13 protein-coding genes are annotated in these 15,186 nt (G+C 68.0%); 6 read left to right on the forward strand and 7 right to left on the reverse strand.

The annotated features are described in order from the left end of the window. Positions 1 to 99 precede the first annotated feature (99 nt). Together ABMY26_RS15510 and ABMY26_RS15515 are read left to right on the forward strand one after the other, a co-directional pair. Entirely contained in the window at positions 100 to 660 is a 561-nt protein-coding gene (locus ABMY26_RS15510; protein WP_045581602.1) for an Lrp/AsnC family transcriptional regulator, read from the forward strand. Between the two features lie 326 nt (positions 661 to 986). Continuing rightward, positions 987 to 1,955, forward strand: coding sequence for a dienelactone hydrolase family protein (locus ABMY26_RS15515; RefSeq protein WP_372398144.1), 969 nt, complete (start codon positions 987 to 989; stop codon positions 1,953 to 1,955). A 54-nt stretch (positions 1,956 to 2,009) separates the two neighbouring features. On the opposite strand, the gene greA is transcribed toward ABMY26_RS15515, so the two are convergent. Together greA and carB are read right to left on the reverse strand one after the other, a co-directional pair. Further along, positions 2,010 to 2,483 carry a transcription elongation factor GreA gene (gene greA / locus ABMY26_RS15520; protein WP_082108886.1) on the reverse strand — a complete coding sequence of 158 codons (474 nt, stop codon included), beginning with the start codon at positions 2,481 to 2,483 and terminating at the stop codon, positions 2,010 to 2,012. A gap of 96 nt (positions 2,484 to 2,579) precedes the next feature. Further along, on the reverse strand, positions 2,580 to 5,828 hold the full coding sequence (gene carB, locus ABMY26_RS15525; protein WP_372398145.1) for a carbamoyl-phosphate synthase large subunit: 3,249 nt from the start codon (positions 5,826 to 5,828) through the stop codon (positions 2,580 to 2,582). A gap of 250 nt (positions 5,829 to 6,078) precedes the next feature. Between carB and ABMY26_RS15530 the strand changes: the two genes are divergently transcribed. The 3 genes from ABMY26_RS15530 (at position 6,079) to ABMY26_RS15540 (ending at position 9,816) form a co-directional block, all read left to right on the forward strand. After that, positions 6,079 to 6,903 (forward strand): hypothetical protein, encoded by an 825-nt coding sequence (locus tag ABMY26_RS15530; protein ID WP_372398147.1) that lies wholly within the window; start codon positions 6,079 to 6,081, stop codon positions 6,901 to 6,903. Between the two features lie 214 nt (positions 6,904 to 7,117). Next, on the forward strand, positions 7,118 to 7,489 hold the full coding sequence (locus tag ABMY26_RS15535) for a hypothetical protein (RefSeq protein WP_372398148.1): 372 nt from the start codon (positions 7,118 to 7,120) through the stop codon (positions 7,487 to 7,489). Between the two features lie 362 nt (positions 7,490 to 7,851). Further along, entirely contained in the window at positions 7,852 to 9,816 is a 1,965-nt protein-coding gene (locus ABMY26_RS15540) for a methyl-accepting chemotaxis protein (RefSeq protein ID WP_372398149.1), read from the forward strand. Between the two features lie 101 nt (positions 9,817 to 9,917). On the opposite strand, the gene ABMY26_RS15545 is transcribed toward ABMY26_RS15540, so the two are convergent. Genes ABMY26_RS15545 through ABMY26_RS15565 form a run of 5 tightly spaced genes read right to left on the reverse strand, consistent with a single transcriptional unit; the run spans position 9,918 to position 14,162 of the window. Continuing rightward, positions 9,918 to 10,535, reverse strand: coding sequence for a cytochrome c3 family protein (locus ABMY26_RS15545; protein ID WP_372398150.1), 618 nt, complete (start codon positions 10,533 to 10,535; stop codon positions 9,918 to 9,920). Beyond that, positions 10,532 to 11,092: a nitrate reductase cytochrome c-type subunit gene (locus ABMY26_RS15550; protein WP_372398151.1), complete on the reverse strand. Its 561-nt coding sequence runs from the start codon at positions 11,090 to 11,092 to the stop codon at positions 10,532 to 10,534. The genes ABMY26_RS15545 and ABMY26_RS15550 overlap by 4 nt, the downstream gene beginning before the upstream one ends. An 11-nt stretch (positions 11,093 to 11,103) precedes the next feature. Beyond that, complete coding sequence (napA, locus tag ABMY26_RS15555; RefSeq protein WP_372398152.1) at positions 11,104 to 13,605, reverse strand: nitrate reductase catalytic subunit NapA; 2,502 nt, start codon at positions 13,603 to 13,605, stop codon at positions 11,104 to 11,106. A 51-nt stretch (positions 13,606 to 13,656) separates the two neighbouring features. Further along, positions 13,657 to 13,923, reverse strand: coding sequence for a chaperone NapD (locus ABMY26_RS15560; protein WP_045581611.1), 267 nt, complete (start codon positions 13,921 to 13,923; stop codon positions 13,657 to 13,659). Between the two features lie 47 nt (positions 13,924 to 13,970). Then, positions 13,971 to 14,162 carry a periplasmic nitrate reductase, NapE protein gene (locus ABMY26_RS15565; protein WP_372398153.1) on the reverse strand — a complete coding sequence of 64 codons (192 nt, stop codon included), beginning with the start codon at positions 14,160 to 14,162 and terminating at the stop codon, positions 13,971 to 13,973. A 286-nt stretch (positions 14,163 to 14,448) separates the two neighbouring features. Between ABMY26_RS15565 and ABMY26_RS15570 the strand changes: the two genes are divergently transcribed. After that, positions 14,449 to 15,186 (forward strand): MgtC/SapB family protein, encoded by a 738-nt coding sequence (locus tag ABMY26_RS15570; protein ID WP_372398154.1) that lies wholly within the window; start codon positions 14,449 to 14,451, stop codon positions 15,184 to 15,186.

Consider the following 15,186-nt stretch of genomic DNA (forward strand, 5'->3'; position numbering starts at 1 on the left):
CGGGTCGCTCGCCCTTGTAAGGGTTTCGGTCTTGGCGTAGACACCATGCCCGTGTAATATCCTTTCTCCAAATCACCCCCGGAGCGACCGAGTAAAACCATGCGGCGGGTAAAACTCGACCGAATTGACCGTCGGATCCTGCGCGATCTGCAGAACGACGGCCGGATGACCAACGTGGAGCTTGCCCGGCGTGCCGGCATCTCCGCCCCGCCCTGCCTGCGCCGCGTCCGCGCGCTGGAGGAGGCGGGATTCATCCGCGGCTACCACGCCGACGTCAACCCCGATGCACTGGGGTTCGGCGTCACGGTGTTCGCCCAGGTCGGCCTCAGCAGCCAGGCCGAAGCGGACCTAAAGAAATTCGAGGAGCTCGTCAACAGCTGGCCGCTCGTGCGTGAGTGCAACATGCTGGCCGGTGAATATGATTTCGTCCTGAAGATCGTGGCGGAGGACTGGGACGACTACCAGCGCTTCCTGACGACCAAGCTGACGTCGGCACCCAACGTCGCCCATGTCAAGTCCGCCCTGTCGATCCGCACCTCCAAGCACACCCCCGGCGTTCCCATCGACGTCGATTCGCCCGACATCCCGGAAGGGACGGAGGACGACGAGGACGAGGAGTTCGCCGAGGACGAGACGCCCACCCGCGCCACCCGGCGCTGAGCGGGGCTCCGTTACCGGGCTCCGTTACCGGAACGATGCGGCGGGCGCCCGGAAGGGGCCCGCCGCATCGCTTTCCACGTCCGCGATGGCATTGGCGACGGTCGCGGCGAGGCCCGGCCGGGAACAATTGCGGGGCACCCATGGCCTTCCGCAACGCACAGGTTTGGAGTTTTGTGTGTTTCATATGAAACACACAAAACTCCAGCCCTATCTTTGGCGATCGGATTCACGCTTCAAATCGATCCCGATTTTACGCGATCCGATCTAGTATTGCGTCCGCGAGCGCCGCCGTCGTGGCCGGCGCCGGGAGTCGGGGACGCTTCAGAATGAAGGCTTCCGCCCGCGGTCTTGCGGCTGTGCTGGGTGCGGTTCTGTGCAGCGGTGCCGGGACGATGGGCGGCGCGGGACTGCCCATGTCGGCGATGGCATCGGCGATGGCATCGGCGATGCTGTGGACCGGGACGGCCCAGGCCGCCGCCGGCGTCCATGCCGAAGAGATCGTGCGCTTTCCCTCCGCCGACGTCGACCTGACCGGCGGGGCGCCGACGATGCTGTCCGGCCGTCTGCTGCGCCCGTCCGGCAGCGGCCAGCATCCGGCAATTGTCATGCTGCACGGCTGCGGCGGCCTCTATGCCCGCAGCGGCCGGGTGTCGCAGCGTCATGTCTGGTGGGCGACCCACCTGCAGCGGCAGGGCTACGCGGTGCTGATGGTCGACAGCTTCGGCCCGCGCGACGTGGATGAGGTCTGCACCACTGCATTGAAGGACCGCACCGTCCGCGCGACGGTGGAGCGCAAGCGCGATGCCTGGGGGGCGCTGGCCTTCCTGCGCCGCCGGCCCGAAATCGACCATGGCCGCATCGGCCTGATCGGCTGGTCGCAGGGGGCCGGCACCGTGCTGGCCGCCTATGGCGCCGGGGAGGACGGGCCGGCCGGGTCGGGGGAGGGCGGCTTCCGGGCCGCCGTGGCCTTCTATCCCGGTTGCCGCGCGTCGCTGAGCGACGAGGACTGGCAGCCCGACGGCCCGCTGCTGCTGCTGGTCGGCGACAAGGACGATTGGACGCCGCCTGAACACTGCAAGGAGCTGGCCGGCCGCGACGGGGTGAAGGACAAGCTGGCCCTGGTGGTCTATCCCGATGCCTATCACGGCTTCGATTCGCCCGACGCCCCGGTGCGCAAGCGCAAGGATCTGGCCACCGCGCCGGGCGGCACCGCCCATGTCGGCACCAACGAAGACGCCCGCTCGGACGCGATCCGGCGGGTGATGGAATTCTTCCAGGAGAAATTGGGGGGATGAAGCCGGTTCCCCCCTCTCCCCAGGGGGGAAAGGGGGGAACCGGGAGGGAAAACCTCAGCGGAATTCGACCGACACGATCTCGTACAGCTTGGAACCGCCCGGGGTCGAAACCTCGACGCTGTCGCCGACCGACTTGTTGATCAGGGCGCGGGCCAGCGGCGCCTGGATCGACAGCAGCCTCAACTTGATGTCGCTCTCGTCCTGGCCGACGATCTGGTAGGTCGTCTCCTCGTCCGTGTCCTGGTCGGCCAGGGTCACGGTCGCACCGAACTTCACGGTATCGCCCGTCAGCTTGGCCGGGTCGATGACCTCCGCCCGGCTGATCTTGTCCTCAAGCTCCAGCACGCGGCCTTCGATGAAGCTCTGACGTTCGCGCGCCGCGTGGTACTCGGCGTTTTCCGAAAGGTCGCCATGTTCGCGGGCTTCCGCGATGGCTTTGATGACCGCCGGGCGTTCGGTGATCTTAAGGTGCTTCAATTCCTCCTGGAGGCGGTTGAAGCCCGCCGCTGTCATCGGAACTTTTTCCATGTTCGGTCCATCACCGCTAGCAGTCGTTCGACCTGTCCAAAGCGACATCAAGGACGAAGACGGCGCGGAGGAGGTCCGCCGCGCCGTCGTCCGTCCTTAATACGATCCGCTAAGGTACGACTGCAATGGAGCGACTTCAAGGCTGCCGTTCCGGAGTGCGTCAATCGCTTCCACCGCGGCGCGGGCACCCGCTACGGTGGTGTAGTAGGGAACGTTGTAGGTCAGGGCGGTGCGGCGCAGGCTGAAGCTGTCGGCCAGCGCCTGGGCGCCTTCGGTGGTGTTGATGACCAGATGGACGTCGCCGTTGATCATGGCGTCGACGATGTGCGGCTGGCCCTCGACCACCTTGTTGATGGTCTCGGCCTCGACGCCGGCCTCCTTCAGCACCTTGGCGGTGCCCGACGTCGCGAGGATGCGGAAGCCCATGTCGTGCAGCTTCTTGGAGATCACCGCCAGCGCCGGCTTGTCGCGGTCCTTGACCGAGACGAAGACGCTGCCCTTGACCGGCAGGGTGACGCCGGCGCCGAGCTGCGCCTTGGCGAAGGCCAGCGCGAAATTGTGGTCGAGGCCCATCACCTCGCCGGTCGACTTCATCTCCGGACCCAGCACGATGTCGACGCCGGGGAAGCGGGCGAAGGGGAAGACCGCTTCCTTGACCGCGGTGTGCGGCGGGGTCGGGCCGTTCAGGGTGAAGGAGGACAGCTTCTCCCCCGCCATGACGCGGGCCGCGATCTTGGCGATGGCGGTGCCGGTGGCCTTGGCGACGAAGGGCACCGTGCGCGAGGCGCGCGGGTTGACCTCCAGGATGTAGACGGTGCCGTCCTTGACCGCGAACTGGACGTTCATCAGCCCGACCACCTTCAGCGCGCGGGCGAGCGCGTCCGACTGGCGGTTGATCTCGGCGATGATGTCGGCCGGCAGCGTGTAGGGCGGCAGGGCGCAGGCGCTGTCGCCGGAATGGATGCCGGCCTCCTCGATATGCTCCATCACGCCGGCGACATAGACGTCGGTGCCGTCGCACACGACGTCGACGTCGACCTCGATGGCGTCCTGGAGATAGCTGTCGATCAGCACCGGGTTCTTGCCCGACACCTGCACCGCGGTGCCCATGTAGCGCTGGAGCCCGGCCATGTCGTGGACGATCTCCATCGCCCGGCCGCCCAGCACGTAGGACGGGCGGATGACGACCGGGAAGCCGATGCGGGCGGCGACCGCCTCCGCCTCCTCCAGCGAGCGGGCCAGCCCATTGGCCGGCTGCTTCAGGTCGAGGGCGTGCAGCAGCTTCTGGAAGCGCTCGCGGTCCTCGGCCAGGTCGATGGCGTCGGGCGAGGTGCCGAGGATCGGGATGCCGGCGGCCTCCAGCGCGGCGGCGAGCTTCAGCGGGGTCTGGCCGCCGAACTGCACGATGCAGCCGAGCACGGTGCCATTGCGTTGCTCGACCCGCACCAACTCCACCACGTCCTCGGCGGTCAGCGGCTCGAAATACAGGCGGTCGGCGGTGTCGTAGTCGGTGGAGACCGTCTCCGGGTTGCAGTTGACCATGATGGTCTCGATGCCGGCCTCCTGCAGGGCGTAGACGGCATGGACGCAGCAATAGTCGAACTCGATGCCCTGGCCGATGCGGTTCGGGCCGCCGCCGAGGATGACGACCTTGCGCTTGTCGGTCGGGTCGGACTCGCACTCCGCCTCGCCGGTCCCGTCGGTCTCGTAGGTCGAGTACATGTAGGGGGTGGCGGACGCGAACTCGGCGGCGCAGGTGTCGATCCGCTTGTAGACCGGGGTGACGCCGGCCATGCGGCGGGCCGCGGCGACCGCGGCCTCGCTGGACCTGGCCAGCTCGGCGAGGCGGGCGTCGGAGAAGCCCATCTGCTTCAGCTTCAGCCAGCCGGCCTTGGCGGTGGGCAGGCCATCGGCGCGGATCGCCGCCTCACGGTCGACGATCTCCTTGATCTGCTCCAGGAACCAGGGGTCGTACTTGGAGACGGCCTGCACCTCCTCCACGGTGAAGCCGTGGCGGAAGGCCTGGGCGATCACCAGCAGGCGGTCGGGCGTCGGGGTGGCGAGAGCGCCGCGGATGGCGGTGCGGTCGGGCGTGTCGTCCGGACCGATCTTCACCTCGTTGAAGCCGGTCAGGCCGGTCTCCATCGAGCGCAGCGCCTTCTGCACCGATTCCTGGAAGGTGCGGCCGATCGACATCGCCTCGCCCACCGACTTCATCGAGGTGGTCAGCAGCGCCTCGGCGCCCTTGAACTTCTCGAAGGTGAAGCGCGGCATCTTGGTGACGACATAGTCGATCGTCGGCTCGAAGCTGGCCGGCGTGGTGCCGGTGATGTCGTTGGTCAGCTCGTCCAGCCGGTAGCCGACCGCCAGCTTGGCGGCGATCTTGGCGATCGGGAAGCCGGTGGCCTTCGACGCCAGCGCCGAGGAGCGCGAGACGCGCGGGTTCATCTCGATGACGATCAGGCGGCCGTTGGCCGGGTTGACGGCGAACTGGACGTTCGAGCCGCCGGTGTCCACCCCGATCTCGCGCAGCACCGCGATCGAGGCGTTGCGCATGATCTGGTATTCCTTGTCCGTCAGCGTCAGCGCCGGCGCGACCGTGATCGAGTCGCCGGTGTGGACGCCCATCGGATCGATGTTCTCGATGGCGCAGATGATGATGCAGTTGTCGGCGCCGTCGCGCACGACCTCCATCTCGTATTCCTTCCAGCCCAGCACCGATTCCTCGATCAGCACCTCGCCGACCGGGCTGGCGCGCAGGCCGCCGCGCACGATGTCCTCGAACTGCGCCCGGTTGTAGGCGATGCCGCCGCCGGTGCCGGCCAGGGTGAAGCTGGGGCGGATGATGGCGGGCAGCCCGACCAGCTCCAGCGCCTCCATCGCCTCCTCCAGCGTGCGGACCATGCGCGAGCGCGGGCTCTCCAGCCCTAGCTTGTCCATGGCGTCGCGGAACAGGATGCGGTCCTCGGCCTTGGCGATGACGTCGCGCTTGGCGCCGATCATCTCAACGCCGAGCCGCTCCAGCGTGCCGTCGTCGGACAGCGCCATCGCCGTGTTCAGCGCGGTCTGGCCGCCCATGGTCGGCAGGAGCGCGTCGGGACGCTCCTTCTCCAGGATCTTGGCGACGACGGCCGGGGTGATCGGCTCGATGTAGGTGGCGTCGGCCAGACCCGGATCGGTCATGATGGTGGCCGGGTTGGAGTTGACGAGGATGACGCGGTAGCCTTCCTCGCGCAGGGCCTTGCACGCCTGGACGCCGGAATAGTCGAACTCGCATGCCTGTCCGATGACGATCGGACCCGCGCCGATGATGCAGATGGATTTGATGTCGGTGCGTTTGGGCATGGGTCCGCTTCTCTGAGATGTGGTCAGCCGAAAGCCCCCCGGCGCCGGGGGACCGGAGACGGAGAGCGGGCGAGGTCTATCGTGCAAGGCCCCCTTATAGGGGGTTCGGGTCCGGGGGGGAAGGGGTGGCATGGATGTCACCCTCGCATGACTGTATCTCGGGCGGGGCGGTGCCCCCGACGGCGCCCCTTGAACCGGGGGGGAAAGCCCGGCATCAATTCCCACGCACATTCTTTGGAGATACGCCCCGATGAGCCACGCCTTCGCCAAGGACAGCCGCGCCTGCGCCGCCTGCGTCTCCTGGGGCGGGGAGCGCGCGCTGTCGGAGGACAACACGCTGGTCCATGTCGCCCGCCACGGGGTGGAGGGGGAATGCCGCACCGCCAGCAGCCAGGACTACCGCCGCGTCACCAAGGGCTATCACACCTGCACCGCCTGGGCGCCGCTGCCGATGCTGAAGAAGCATGGCGGCCGGATCGGCCGCACCCCGGCTGACCTGCACCTGCCAGTGACGGCGGCGGCCTCGCGGCCGATTCAGCCCGCCTCCCAGCCGGTGCCGGCCGCCGCCGCCTTCGCCGCCGCGCCGGTCGCGGTCGCGGTGCTCGACGTGCCGCCGCCTCCCTGCCGGGCCGACCCCATCGACGTGGAGCAGTCGCCGCAGGTCAGCGTCCTCTACACCCACTGGCTCCGGCTGAAGCGCAAGCGCCGCATGCCGCTGGCCGTCGAGATCGACACCTCGCAGGTGCGCGAAAGCGTGCCGCGCATCGCCCTGATGGAGCCGACCGCCGACGGCGCCGATTTCGTCTACAAATCCTGCGGCCGCGCCCTGCAGCGCCGGCTGGCCGAGCGGCCGACGACAAGGCGGGTGACCGAGTGCCATCCCGAACAGGCAGCGCAGCGCTGGCTGTCCGACCTGCGCCTCTGCCTGGAGAGCGGCGAGCCGCGCTGCCTGCTGGTGCGCGACGACCCGATGCTGCCGGGGGCGAAGTTCGTGGAGTTGCTGCTGCCGCTGGCGGATGTCGAGGGCGGACCGGCGACGCGCGTGCTGGCCTACCGCCATGTGCCGGGCGGCTGAGGGAGGCGGCGACATATGACTCCCTCTCCCGTCCCGGGAGAGGGAAGGGGCCCGCCGCGCAGCGGTGGGAAGGGTGAGGGGTCGGGCACGAAGCCATGCGGTTCGGGATTCTTGCGCTCCCCCTCACCCTCCCCACTTCGTGGGTCCCCTCCCTCTCCCGGGGCGGGAGAGGGCGATTATCGCCATATGCGATAGCCGGGGAAGGGGGGCGGGGATGAACGAGGGGCAAAAGGATGGGGCGGGCAGGATCGATCCGGGGCCGGAGATCGTCGGCGTCTGGCCGGCGGCGGTGTGGATCCTCGTCGGCACCGGCCATTACCTGACCGATCCCGACCAGTTCGCCGGCTGGAAGGGCGCGCTCTATTTCGTGCTGGGCACCGGGCTGGTGGCGCTGGTCGGCGGCATCGCCGGCCTGTCGACGCGGCGCACCGTCGCCGGCATCCAGGACCGCCTGCTGAAGGAGATCCGCCATCGCCGCGACCTCGCCACCTGGGTCGTCGCGCTGGCACTGCGCGGGCTGGTCGGGCTGGGCGAGGCGGTGCTGGTGACGCTGCTGGCGCTGTGGGTGCTGGCGCTGCTGGAGTGAGCAGGCTTCATGCGTTCCAAATTGAACGCATGAAACCCCAGCCTTTATGTTTGGCGATTGAACTCACGCTCCAAATCGATTCCGATTTTGCGTGATCCGATCCAGGCGGAAAGCCTTTTCACCTCGGCGGGGGCGTTCTTTTGCAATCTTACGCCCAAAAAGCGACGGTCGCCTAGACAATATCTCTGCTGAATCCTGCCGTTCTCCTAGAGCGAACCCTAAGGTGCGCCGCTTAGTAGTGCGCGATACAAATGGATTTGTCATTTCCCGGCAAAAAGACGGGCTTCCGGCTAAATCAGGCTCGTGGTCGCTCGGATCGGTTCGCTCGGTTTCGCAGCCGCCCAGCGAAAAAGGAGAGCGCATTGCTTCAGCTTCATTCCATTGCCGCAAGGCTCGTGGCGGCGATTTCCGTCGTCGCGGCCGGTACGGCCGCCATCCTCGGCGGTGTGGCCACCCATCAGCAGACCGCGTCCACCGAGCTCGCCCTGCAACGGGAGATGACGCTGCAATACGAGAGCGTCATCGCCGCCTTCGACTATGACGGGCGGACGATGTCGGCGATATCGGCCATCGTCGCCGCCATTCCGCCGGTGCAGGACGCCTTCCAGCGTGGCGACCGCGATGCGTTGGGCGCGCTTCTCGGCCCGGCCATGGGCGCGGCCAAGGCGCAAGGCGTGGATGTCTGGGTGTTCAACAAACCACCGGGCGTGGCGATCTACCGGGTGAACGCCCCCAAGGTGTTCGGCGACGACGTGTCCGGCCGCCGCCGGATGATCAAGGAGATTCACCAGAAGCACGAGCCGCTGATGGGGATCGAGCAGGGCCGCGAGACCCTGAACATCTTCGGCACCAACCCGATGACCATCGGGACCCAGTATGTCGGCTCGGTCGATGTCGGCACCGCCTTCGGCCCGGAGTCCATCAAGCGGATCACGAGCCGCTTCGCGGTCGATCTGGCCGTCCACCGCCGCGAGGGCGAAGGTTTTGCAACCATTGGCGCCAGCTTCGCGGAAAAGACGCTGGCGAGTCCCGATGAACTGGCCTTGGCCCTGTCCGGCGGAACGGTCATCCGCCGGGCGGACAAGGCGGGCCGCCCGGTGGCGATCTATCTCGGGCAGTTGAAGAACTTCGCGGGCGAGCCGGTCGCCGTCATCGAACTGGTCAAGGACATCTCGTCCTTCGTGGCGGCGGAGACCGGCGCGCGCTGGGTCCTGCTGGGCAGCATCGCCGGGGTGCTGGTCGCCGGAGCGATCGTGGCGTTGGTCCTGGGCCGTGGCCTGTCGCGCCCGATCGACCGGCTGTGCGCGGCGATGGGGCGGTTGTCGGCGGGTGACACCGGCGCGGCGATCCCGGGGGATACCCGCCGGGACGAGATCGGCGCCATGGCCAGGGCGGTCGCCGTGTTCAAGGACAGCATGATCGAGACGGAACGCCTGCGCACCCGAAGCGACAGCGACCGCAGGAACGCCGAGGCGGAGCGCAAGGTCATGATGGCGTCGCTTGCCGACAGTTTCGAAGCCAGCATGCGCGGCGTGGTGGATGCGGTCTCCAATTCCGCCGTGGAGATGCGGGGAGCGGCGCGGACCATGGTCACCACCGCCGACGACACCCGGCGCCAGTCGATGGCGGTCAGCCTGGCGTCCGACCAGACCTCTGCCAACGTGCAGACGGTGGCGACCGCGACCGAGGAGCTGTCGGCCTCCATCGGTGAAATTTCCCGCCAGACCGCCGAGGCCGCGCGGGTTGCCGGCGACGTCGCTGCCGACGGCCGCCGCACCGACGCCATCGTGTCCGGCCTCGCCACCGCCGCCCACCGGATCGGCGAGGTGGTGGCGATGATCAACAGCATCGCCTCGCAGACCAATCTGCTGGCGCTGAACGCGACCATCGAGGCCGCGCGCGCCGGGGAGGCCGGCAAGGGCTTCGCGGTGGTGGCGTCGGAGGTGAAGCTGCTGGCGACCCAGACCGGCAAGGCGACCGAGGACATCCAGGAGCAGGTGACCGCGATCCAGCAGGAGACCGAACGGGCGGTCTCCGCCATCCGAAGCATCTCGTCCCGCGTCGAGGATCTCACCGGCATCACCGCCGGCGTGTCCAGCGCGGTCGAGGAACAGGGGGCCGCGACGCGGGAAATCGCCCGCAGCGTCCAGCAGGCCGCCCAAGGCACGCAGGAGGTGTCCAGCACCATCGCCTCGGTGACCGAGGCGACCGATCAGGCCGGCGGCGCGGCGTCGCGGCTGCTGACCTCGGCGGACGAGGTTGCCCGGCAGTCCGACTGCCTGCGCGACGAGGCCGACCGCTTCCTTGCCAACATCCGGCGGGCGTGACGGGGCGCTCCGTCTCCGGGCGGGCATGAAAAATGAAAAAGGCCGCCTTTCGATGAAAGGCGGCCTTTTTCGTCATGGGGATGGCTTGGCTCCCGGCCCGCTTATTGCGCGCTGGTCTTCATGCTCCAGCCCGGTTCGACGCCATGCATGTCGGGCAGGCGGTGGGCGATGCCCTTGTGGCAGTCGATGCAGGTGTTCTCGCCGGTGAACAGGTAGGTCTCGTGCATCTTCGCCGCGCGCGGGTTCTGCTTGGTGATGTCCATCGACTCGGCGCTGTGGCAGTTGCGGCATTCCAGCGAGTTGTTCGACTTCAGCCGCGCCCATTCGTGCTCGGCCAACTCGCGGCGCTTGTCCAGGAACTTCTCGCGGGTGTCGATGGTGCCGAACAGCTTGCCCCAGACCTCCTTCGACGCCTGCATCTTGCGGGCGATCTTGTCGGTCCACTCGTGCGGGACGTGGCAGTCCGGGCAGCTGGCGCGCACGCCCGAGCGGTTGGTGAAATGGATGGTCTGCTTCAGCTCCTCATAGGGATTGTCGCGCATCTCGTGGCAGCTGATGCAGAAGGCTTCCTTGTTGGTGGCCTCCAGCGCGGTGTTGAAGCCGCCCCAGAAGACGACGCCGGCGATGAAGCCGCCCAGCGTCAGGAAACCCAGGCCGAAATGGACGCTGGGGCGGGCGAACAGCCGCCACAGGCCCAGGAATGCGGTGCGCATCGTCATTTCGCGCCGCCTTGGCCCTGGCTTTGGCCTTGGCTATGCCCCAGGACCGCGTCGAAGTCGCGGAAGCTGTTGGGGACGATCTGCTGGGCGTCGGTCTGCGGCACATGGCACTGGGTGCAGAAATAGCGCCGCGCCGCCACCGTGCCCAGCGTCTGGCCGTCGCGGTCCTGGAAATGGGTGACCGACAGCATCGGCGCCTGCGACCCCTCGGTGTTCCGGCGGTCGTGGCAGGTCAGGCACTTGTTGATGTTCAGGTCGATCTGGTAGTCGCGGATCGCATGCGGGATCAGCGGCGGCTGGTCGGCGTAGTTGCGGGCGCGCTTCTGGTCGTCGGCGATCTCGCGGTGGGTCGCCTCGGCCGGAACGTCCAGCGTGATCGGGTGGTTGGCGGAGGGAATTTTGATCCCCCCCACGGTGCCGGTGCCGGGCAGCCCGGCCGGCGCGTCGGCCGCGACGCCGCGGCTGGCGATGCCGGTGGCGCCGATGGTGGCGCCGATGGTCAGGGCCGGGACGCCGGCCAGAAGGGCCAGCGCGGCAATCAGGAAACGGGTCTTCATGCCGGCTCTCCTCAGGCGTTCGCGACGGGCGTGATCTTGACCGCGCATTTCTTGTAGTCGGTCTGCTTGCTGATGGGGTCGGTGGCGTCGAGCGTCACCTTGTTGATGAGGACCGTGTGGTCGAAGAAGGGGACGAAGACGAGGCCGCGCGGCGGCTTGTTGCGTCCGCGCGTCTCGACCCGCACCCGCACCTCGCCGCGGCGCGAGGTGACGCGCACCTCCTGGCCGCGGCGGACGTTCAGCTGCCTGGCGTCGTCGGGGTGCATGAAGACCACGGCGTTCGGGAAGGATTTGCGCAGCTCCGGCACCCGCAACGTCATCGAGCCGCTGTGCCAGTGTTCGAGCACCCGGCCGGTCGACAGCCAGAACGGATAGTCGGCGTCGGGCGATTCGGCCGGCGGCTCGTAGGGCAGGGCGAAGACATTCGCCTTGCCGTCCTTGTTGCCGTAGAAGCGCATGCCCTCGCCCGCCTTCACGTAAGGGTCGGAGCCCTCGCGGTAGCGCCACTTGGTCTCCTTGCCGTCGACCACCGGCCAGCGCAGGCCGCGCTCCACGTGATACTGCTCGAAATCCGCCAGATCGTGGCCGTGGCCGCGGCCGAAGGCGGCATATTCCTCGAACAGGCCCTTCTGGACGTAGAAGCCGGCCGCCTTGGCCTCGACATTGTTGTAGTTCGGATCGAGGTCGGACAGCGGGAAGCGGTCCACCTGGCCGTTGCGGAACAGCACGTCGTAGAGGCTCTTGCCGCGCAGTTCCGGCTTCTTGTTCAGGAGATCCTCCGGCCACACCTCCTCGATGCGGAAGCGCTTGGAGAATTCCATGATCTGCCACAGGTCGGACTTGGCGCCGTCCGGCGCATCGACCAGCTGGCGCCACAGCTGGGTGCGGCGCTCGGCATTGCCGTAGCCGCCCTCCTTCTCGACCCACATGGCGGTGGGCAGGATCAGGTCGGCGGCCAGAGCGGTGACGGTGGGGTAGGGATCGGAGACGACGATGAAATTCTCAGGGTTGCGGTAGCCGGGGAAGGTCTCCTTCGCCGTGTTCGGGGCCGTCTGCATGTTGTTGTTGCACATGACCCAGTAGGCGTTGAGCTTGCCGTCCCTCAGCATGCGGTCCTGCTGGACGGCGTGGTAGCCGACCTTGTCGGGGATCGTCCCCTCCGGCAGCTTCCAGATCTCCTCGGCGTGCTTGCGGTGCTCGGGGTTGGTCACCACCATGTCGGCGGGCAGCCGGTGCGAGAAGGTGCCGACCTCGCGCGCGGTGCCGCAGGCCGACGGCTGGCCGGTCAGCGAGAAGGGGCCGTTGCCCGGCTGCGAGATCTTGCCGGTCAGCAGGTGGATGTTGTAGACGAGGTTGTTGGCCCAGACGCCGCGGACATGCTGGTTGAAGCCCATGGTCCAGAAGGACACGACCTTCACCTTGGGATCGGCGTAGAGCTCGGCCAGCGCCTCCAGCCGGTTCTTCGGCACGCCCGACAGCTCGTGCGCCTTGTCCAGCGTGTAGGGCTCGACGAACTTCGCGAACTCGTCGAAGCCGATCGGATCGGAGTCGTTGGCCTTGGCGGCGTTCTTCGCCTTCGCCTCCAGCGGGTTGTCGGGGCGCAGGCCGTAACCGATGTCGTCGCGGCCGCGCTTGAAGTTGCAGTGCTTCTCGACGAACTCCCTGTTCACCCGGCCGGTCTTGATGATGTGGTTGGCGATGTAGTTCAGGATCGCCAGATCGGAGCCGGGGGTGAAGACCAGCCCGATGTCGGCGAGGTCGAAGCTGCGGTGCTCGAAGGTGGAGAGGACGGCGACCTTGCAGCCGGGATGGCTGAGCCGGCGGTCGGTGACGCGGGTCCACAGGATGGGGTGCATCTCCGCCATGTTGGAGCCCCACAGCACGAAGGCGTCGGCCTGCTCCATGTCGTCGTAGCAGCCCATCGGCTCGTCCATGCCGAAGGTGCGCATGAAGCCGGCCACCGCCGACGCCATGCAGTGGCGGGCGTTGGGGTCGAGGTTGTTGGAGCGCAGGCCGGCCTTCATCAGCTTGGACGCGGCATAGCCCTCGTAGATGGTCCACTGGCCGGAGCCGAACATGCCGACCGCGGTCGGACCCTTCTTCCTCAGGGTCTCCTTCCACTTCTCGGCCATGATGTCGAAGGCGGCGTCCCAGCCGATCGGCGTGAACTCGCCCTCCTTGTCGTATTTGCCGTCCTTCATGCGCAGCAGCGGCTGGTTCAGCCGGTCCTCGCCATACATGATCTTGGAGAGGAAATAGCCCTTCACGCAGTTCAGGCCGCGGTTGACCTCGGCCTTCACGTCGCCGTGGGTGGCGACGACCCGGCCGTCCTTGACGCCGACCATCACGCCGCAGCCGGTGCCGCAGAAACGGCAGGGCGCCTTGGACCAGGTGAGCTTGGCGCCTTCGCCGGTGAGGATGTTGGCGGCCGAGGCAGGCAGGCTGATTCCGGCCGCCGCGGCGGCGGCAGCGGCGGCTTGCGCCTTCAGGTAATCGCGGCGGGACAGGAACATGACAGGAAGACTCCAGGGTCGGAGAAGGTCGGGGGGACGGAGACGCGCCGGTCAGGCAGCGTCGATCGCGTCCGCGGGTTCGTAATGGTGGTAGACCATGGTGGTGCTGTGGACGCCGGGGACGGCGTTCAGCAGGGCGATGCGGTCCACCACCTCGGCGGCGCTGGCGGTGACCAGCGTCACCACCGCCTTGCCGTTCTCCGCCGCGCACCAGTCCAGCCCGGCGACGGTCGCCGCCGCCGCGCGCACCGCGTCGGTGCGGTCGGGGCTGTGCTGGATGACGAGGCTGGAGATGTGGATCTCGGGGGCGCGGGGCATGGCGGGGGACCTCGGGGGGGGGCTCAGTGCATGGGGAGGCTGGCGCCTCAGTGCGTGAGGAGCTGGTACATCCAGATCGAGAAGCCGTAGGCGGAGACGGTGCCGACGGCGATCAGCGGCCAGACCAGCACGGCCAGCCACAGGAACATCAGCCCTTCGGCCCGGCGGGTCGGGGCCGGCGCGGAATCCTCCGCCTTGCGGTCGGACGGCTGGGACAGGGAGGGGGCGGTCGGCCTCATGGCGGCACTCTCGGTCGGAGCGGGAACGATTGAGCCGGCACCAAGGAATGATACCTAGGTACCGGTTATCGGCCCTTAGTATCGATACTTTCCGGTGGTCTGGAATTGACCCACGTCAAGTGGGGGCGTTGCCTGCCTGTGACCGAATGGCGCCTCGCGCCGAACGGGCGTCGGGTGCCGGGACGCGGCAAGCTGGAGCCCGGCCTTGCCGCGCCCGGCGATCGGGGCCAGGATCGACGCCGCGAATGAGGCTGGGAACGGATCCCGGTCCGGAACGGGATATGCCATGGACGTGCTGCTCTCCTACTGGTCGCCGGCCGCGCTGGCGACCAACGGCCTGATCCTGCTGCATCTGCTGGGGGCGCTGGCGGTCGGGCTGCTGCTGGGCTACGAGCGCAGCTTCCATGGGCGGGCGGCGGGAATGCGGACCTATGGGCTGGTCTGCCTGGCATCGGCCGCGCTGACCGTGGTCAACGCCTATCCAACCATGTGGTTCGGCGGCATGGGACCGGCCGGTCATGCCGCTGCCGGGTTCGGCGATCCGACCCGGGTGATCCAGGGCATCGTGACCGGCATCGGCTTCCTCGGCGCCGGGGTGATCATGCGCGAGGGGCTGTCGATCCGCGGCCTGTCCACCGCCGCCTCGATCTGGGCGACGTCGGCCATCGGCATCGTCATCGGGCTCGGCTTCTACGCCGTCGCCATCGCCGCCGCCCTCCTGACCATCCTGGTGATGAGCCTGCTGCGGCCGATCGAGCGGCTGCTGCCCCACCGGTCGGTGATGCATCTGACGCTGGTCTTCACCCGCGACAAGGCGCCGTCGCCGGAGGATTTGCGGGTGGAGGCCGGGAAGCAGGGATTCGAGGTGGTCGACTGGGCCTTCCACCTCGCCAACGGCAGCGGCCTGTTCGAATGCCAGCTGGTCCTGCAGGGCAAGGGCGATCCCGATCCGATGGAGCTGGTCCGGGCGCTTGGAACCGCCGATACCGTGGTGGGGTTCAAGCTGTCGCCGTCGCGCATCTGA

Source organism: Azospirillum sp. HJ39, from assembly GCF_041507355.1.
GTDB lineage: Bacteria > Pseudomonadota > Alphaproteobacteria > Azospirillales > Azospirillaceae > Azospirillum > Azospirillum thiophilum.

Excerpts from the sequence above, each read along its gene's own strand:
- ABMY26_RS15510 (WP_045581602.1), top strand. The coding sequence starts at position 100 with ATGCGGCGGGTAAAACTCGACCGAATTGACCGTCGGATCCTGCGCGAT.
- ABMY26_RS15515 (WP_372398144.1), top strand. The coding sequence starts at position 987 with ATGAAGGCTTCCGCCCGCGGTCTTGCGGCTGTGCTGGGTGCGGTTCTG.
- greA (WP_082108886.1), bottom strand. The coding sequence starts at position 2,483 with ATGGAAAAAGTTCCGATGACAGCGGCGGGCTTCAACCGCCTCCAGGAG.
- carB (WP_372398145.1), bottom strand. The coding sequence starts at position 5,828 with ATGCCCAAACGCACCGACATCAAATCCATCTGCATCATCGGCGCGGGT.
- ABMY26_RS15530 (WP_372398147.1), top strand. The coding sequence starts at position 6,079 with ATGAGCCACGCCTTCGCCAAGGACAGCCGCGCCTGCGCCGCCTGCGTC.
- ABMY26_RS15535 (WP_372398148.1), top strand. The coding sequence starts at position 7,118 with ATGAACGAGGGGCAAAAGGATGGGGCGGGCAGGATCGATCCGGGGCCG.
- ABMY26_RS15545 (WP_372398150.1), bottom strand. The coding sequence starts at position 10,535 with ATGACGATGCGCACCGCATTCCTGGGCCTGTGGCGGCTGTTCGCCCGC.
- ABMY26_RS15550 (WP_372398151.1), bottom strand. The coding sequence starts at position 11,092 with ATGAAGACCCGTTTCCTGATTGCCGCGCTGGCCCTTCTGGCCGGCGTC.
- napA (WP_372398152.1), bottom strand. The coding sequence starts at position 13,605 with ATGTTCCTGTCCCGCCGCGATTACCTGAAGGCGCAAGCCGCCGCTGCC.
- ABMY26_RS15560 (WP_045581611.1), bottom strand. The coding sequence starts at position 13,923 with ATGCCCCGCGCCCCCGAGATCCACATCTCCAGCCTCGTCATCCAGCAC.
- ABMY26_RS15565 (WP_372398153.1), bottom strand. The coding sequence starts at position 14,162 with ATGAGGCCGACCGCCCCCTCCCTGTCCCAGCCGTCCGACCGCAAGGCG.
- ABMY26_RS15570 (WP_372398154.1), top strand. The coding sequence starts at position 14,449 with ATGGACGTGCTGCTCTCCTACTGGTCGCCGGCCGCGCTGGCGACCAAC.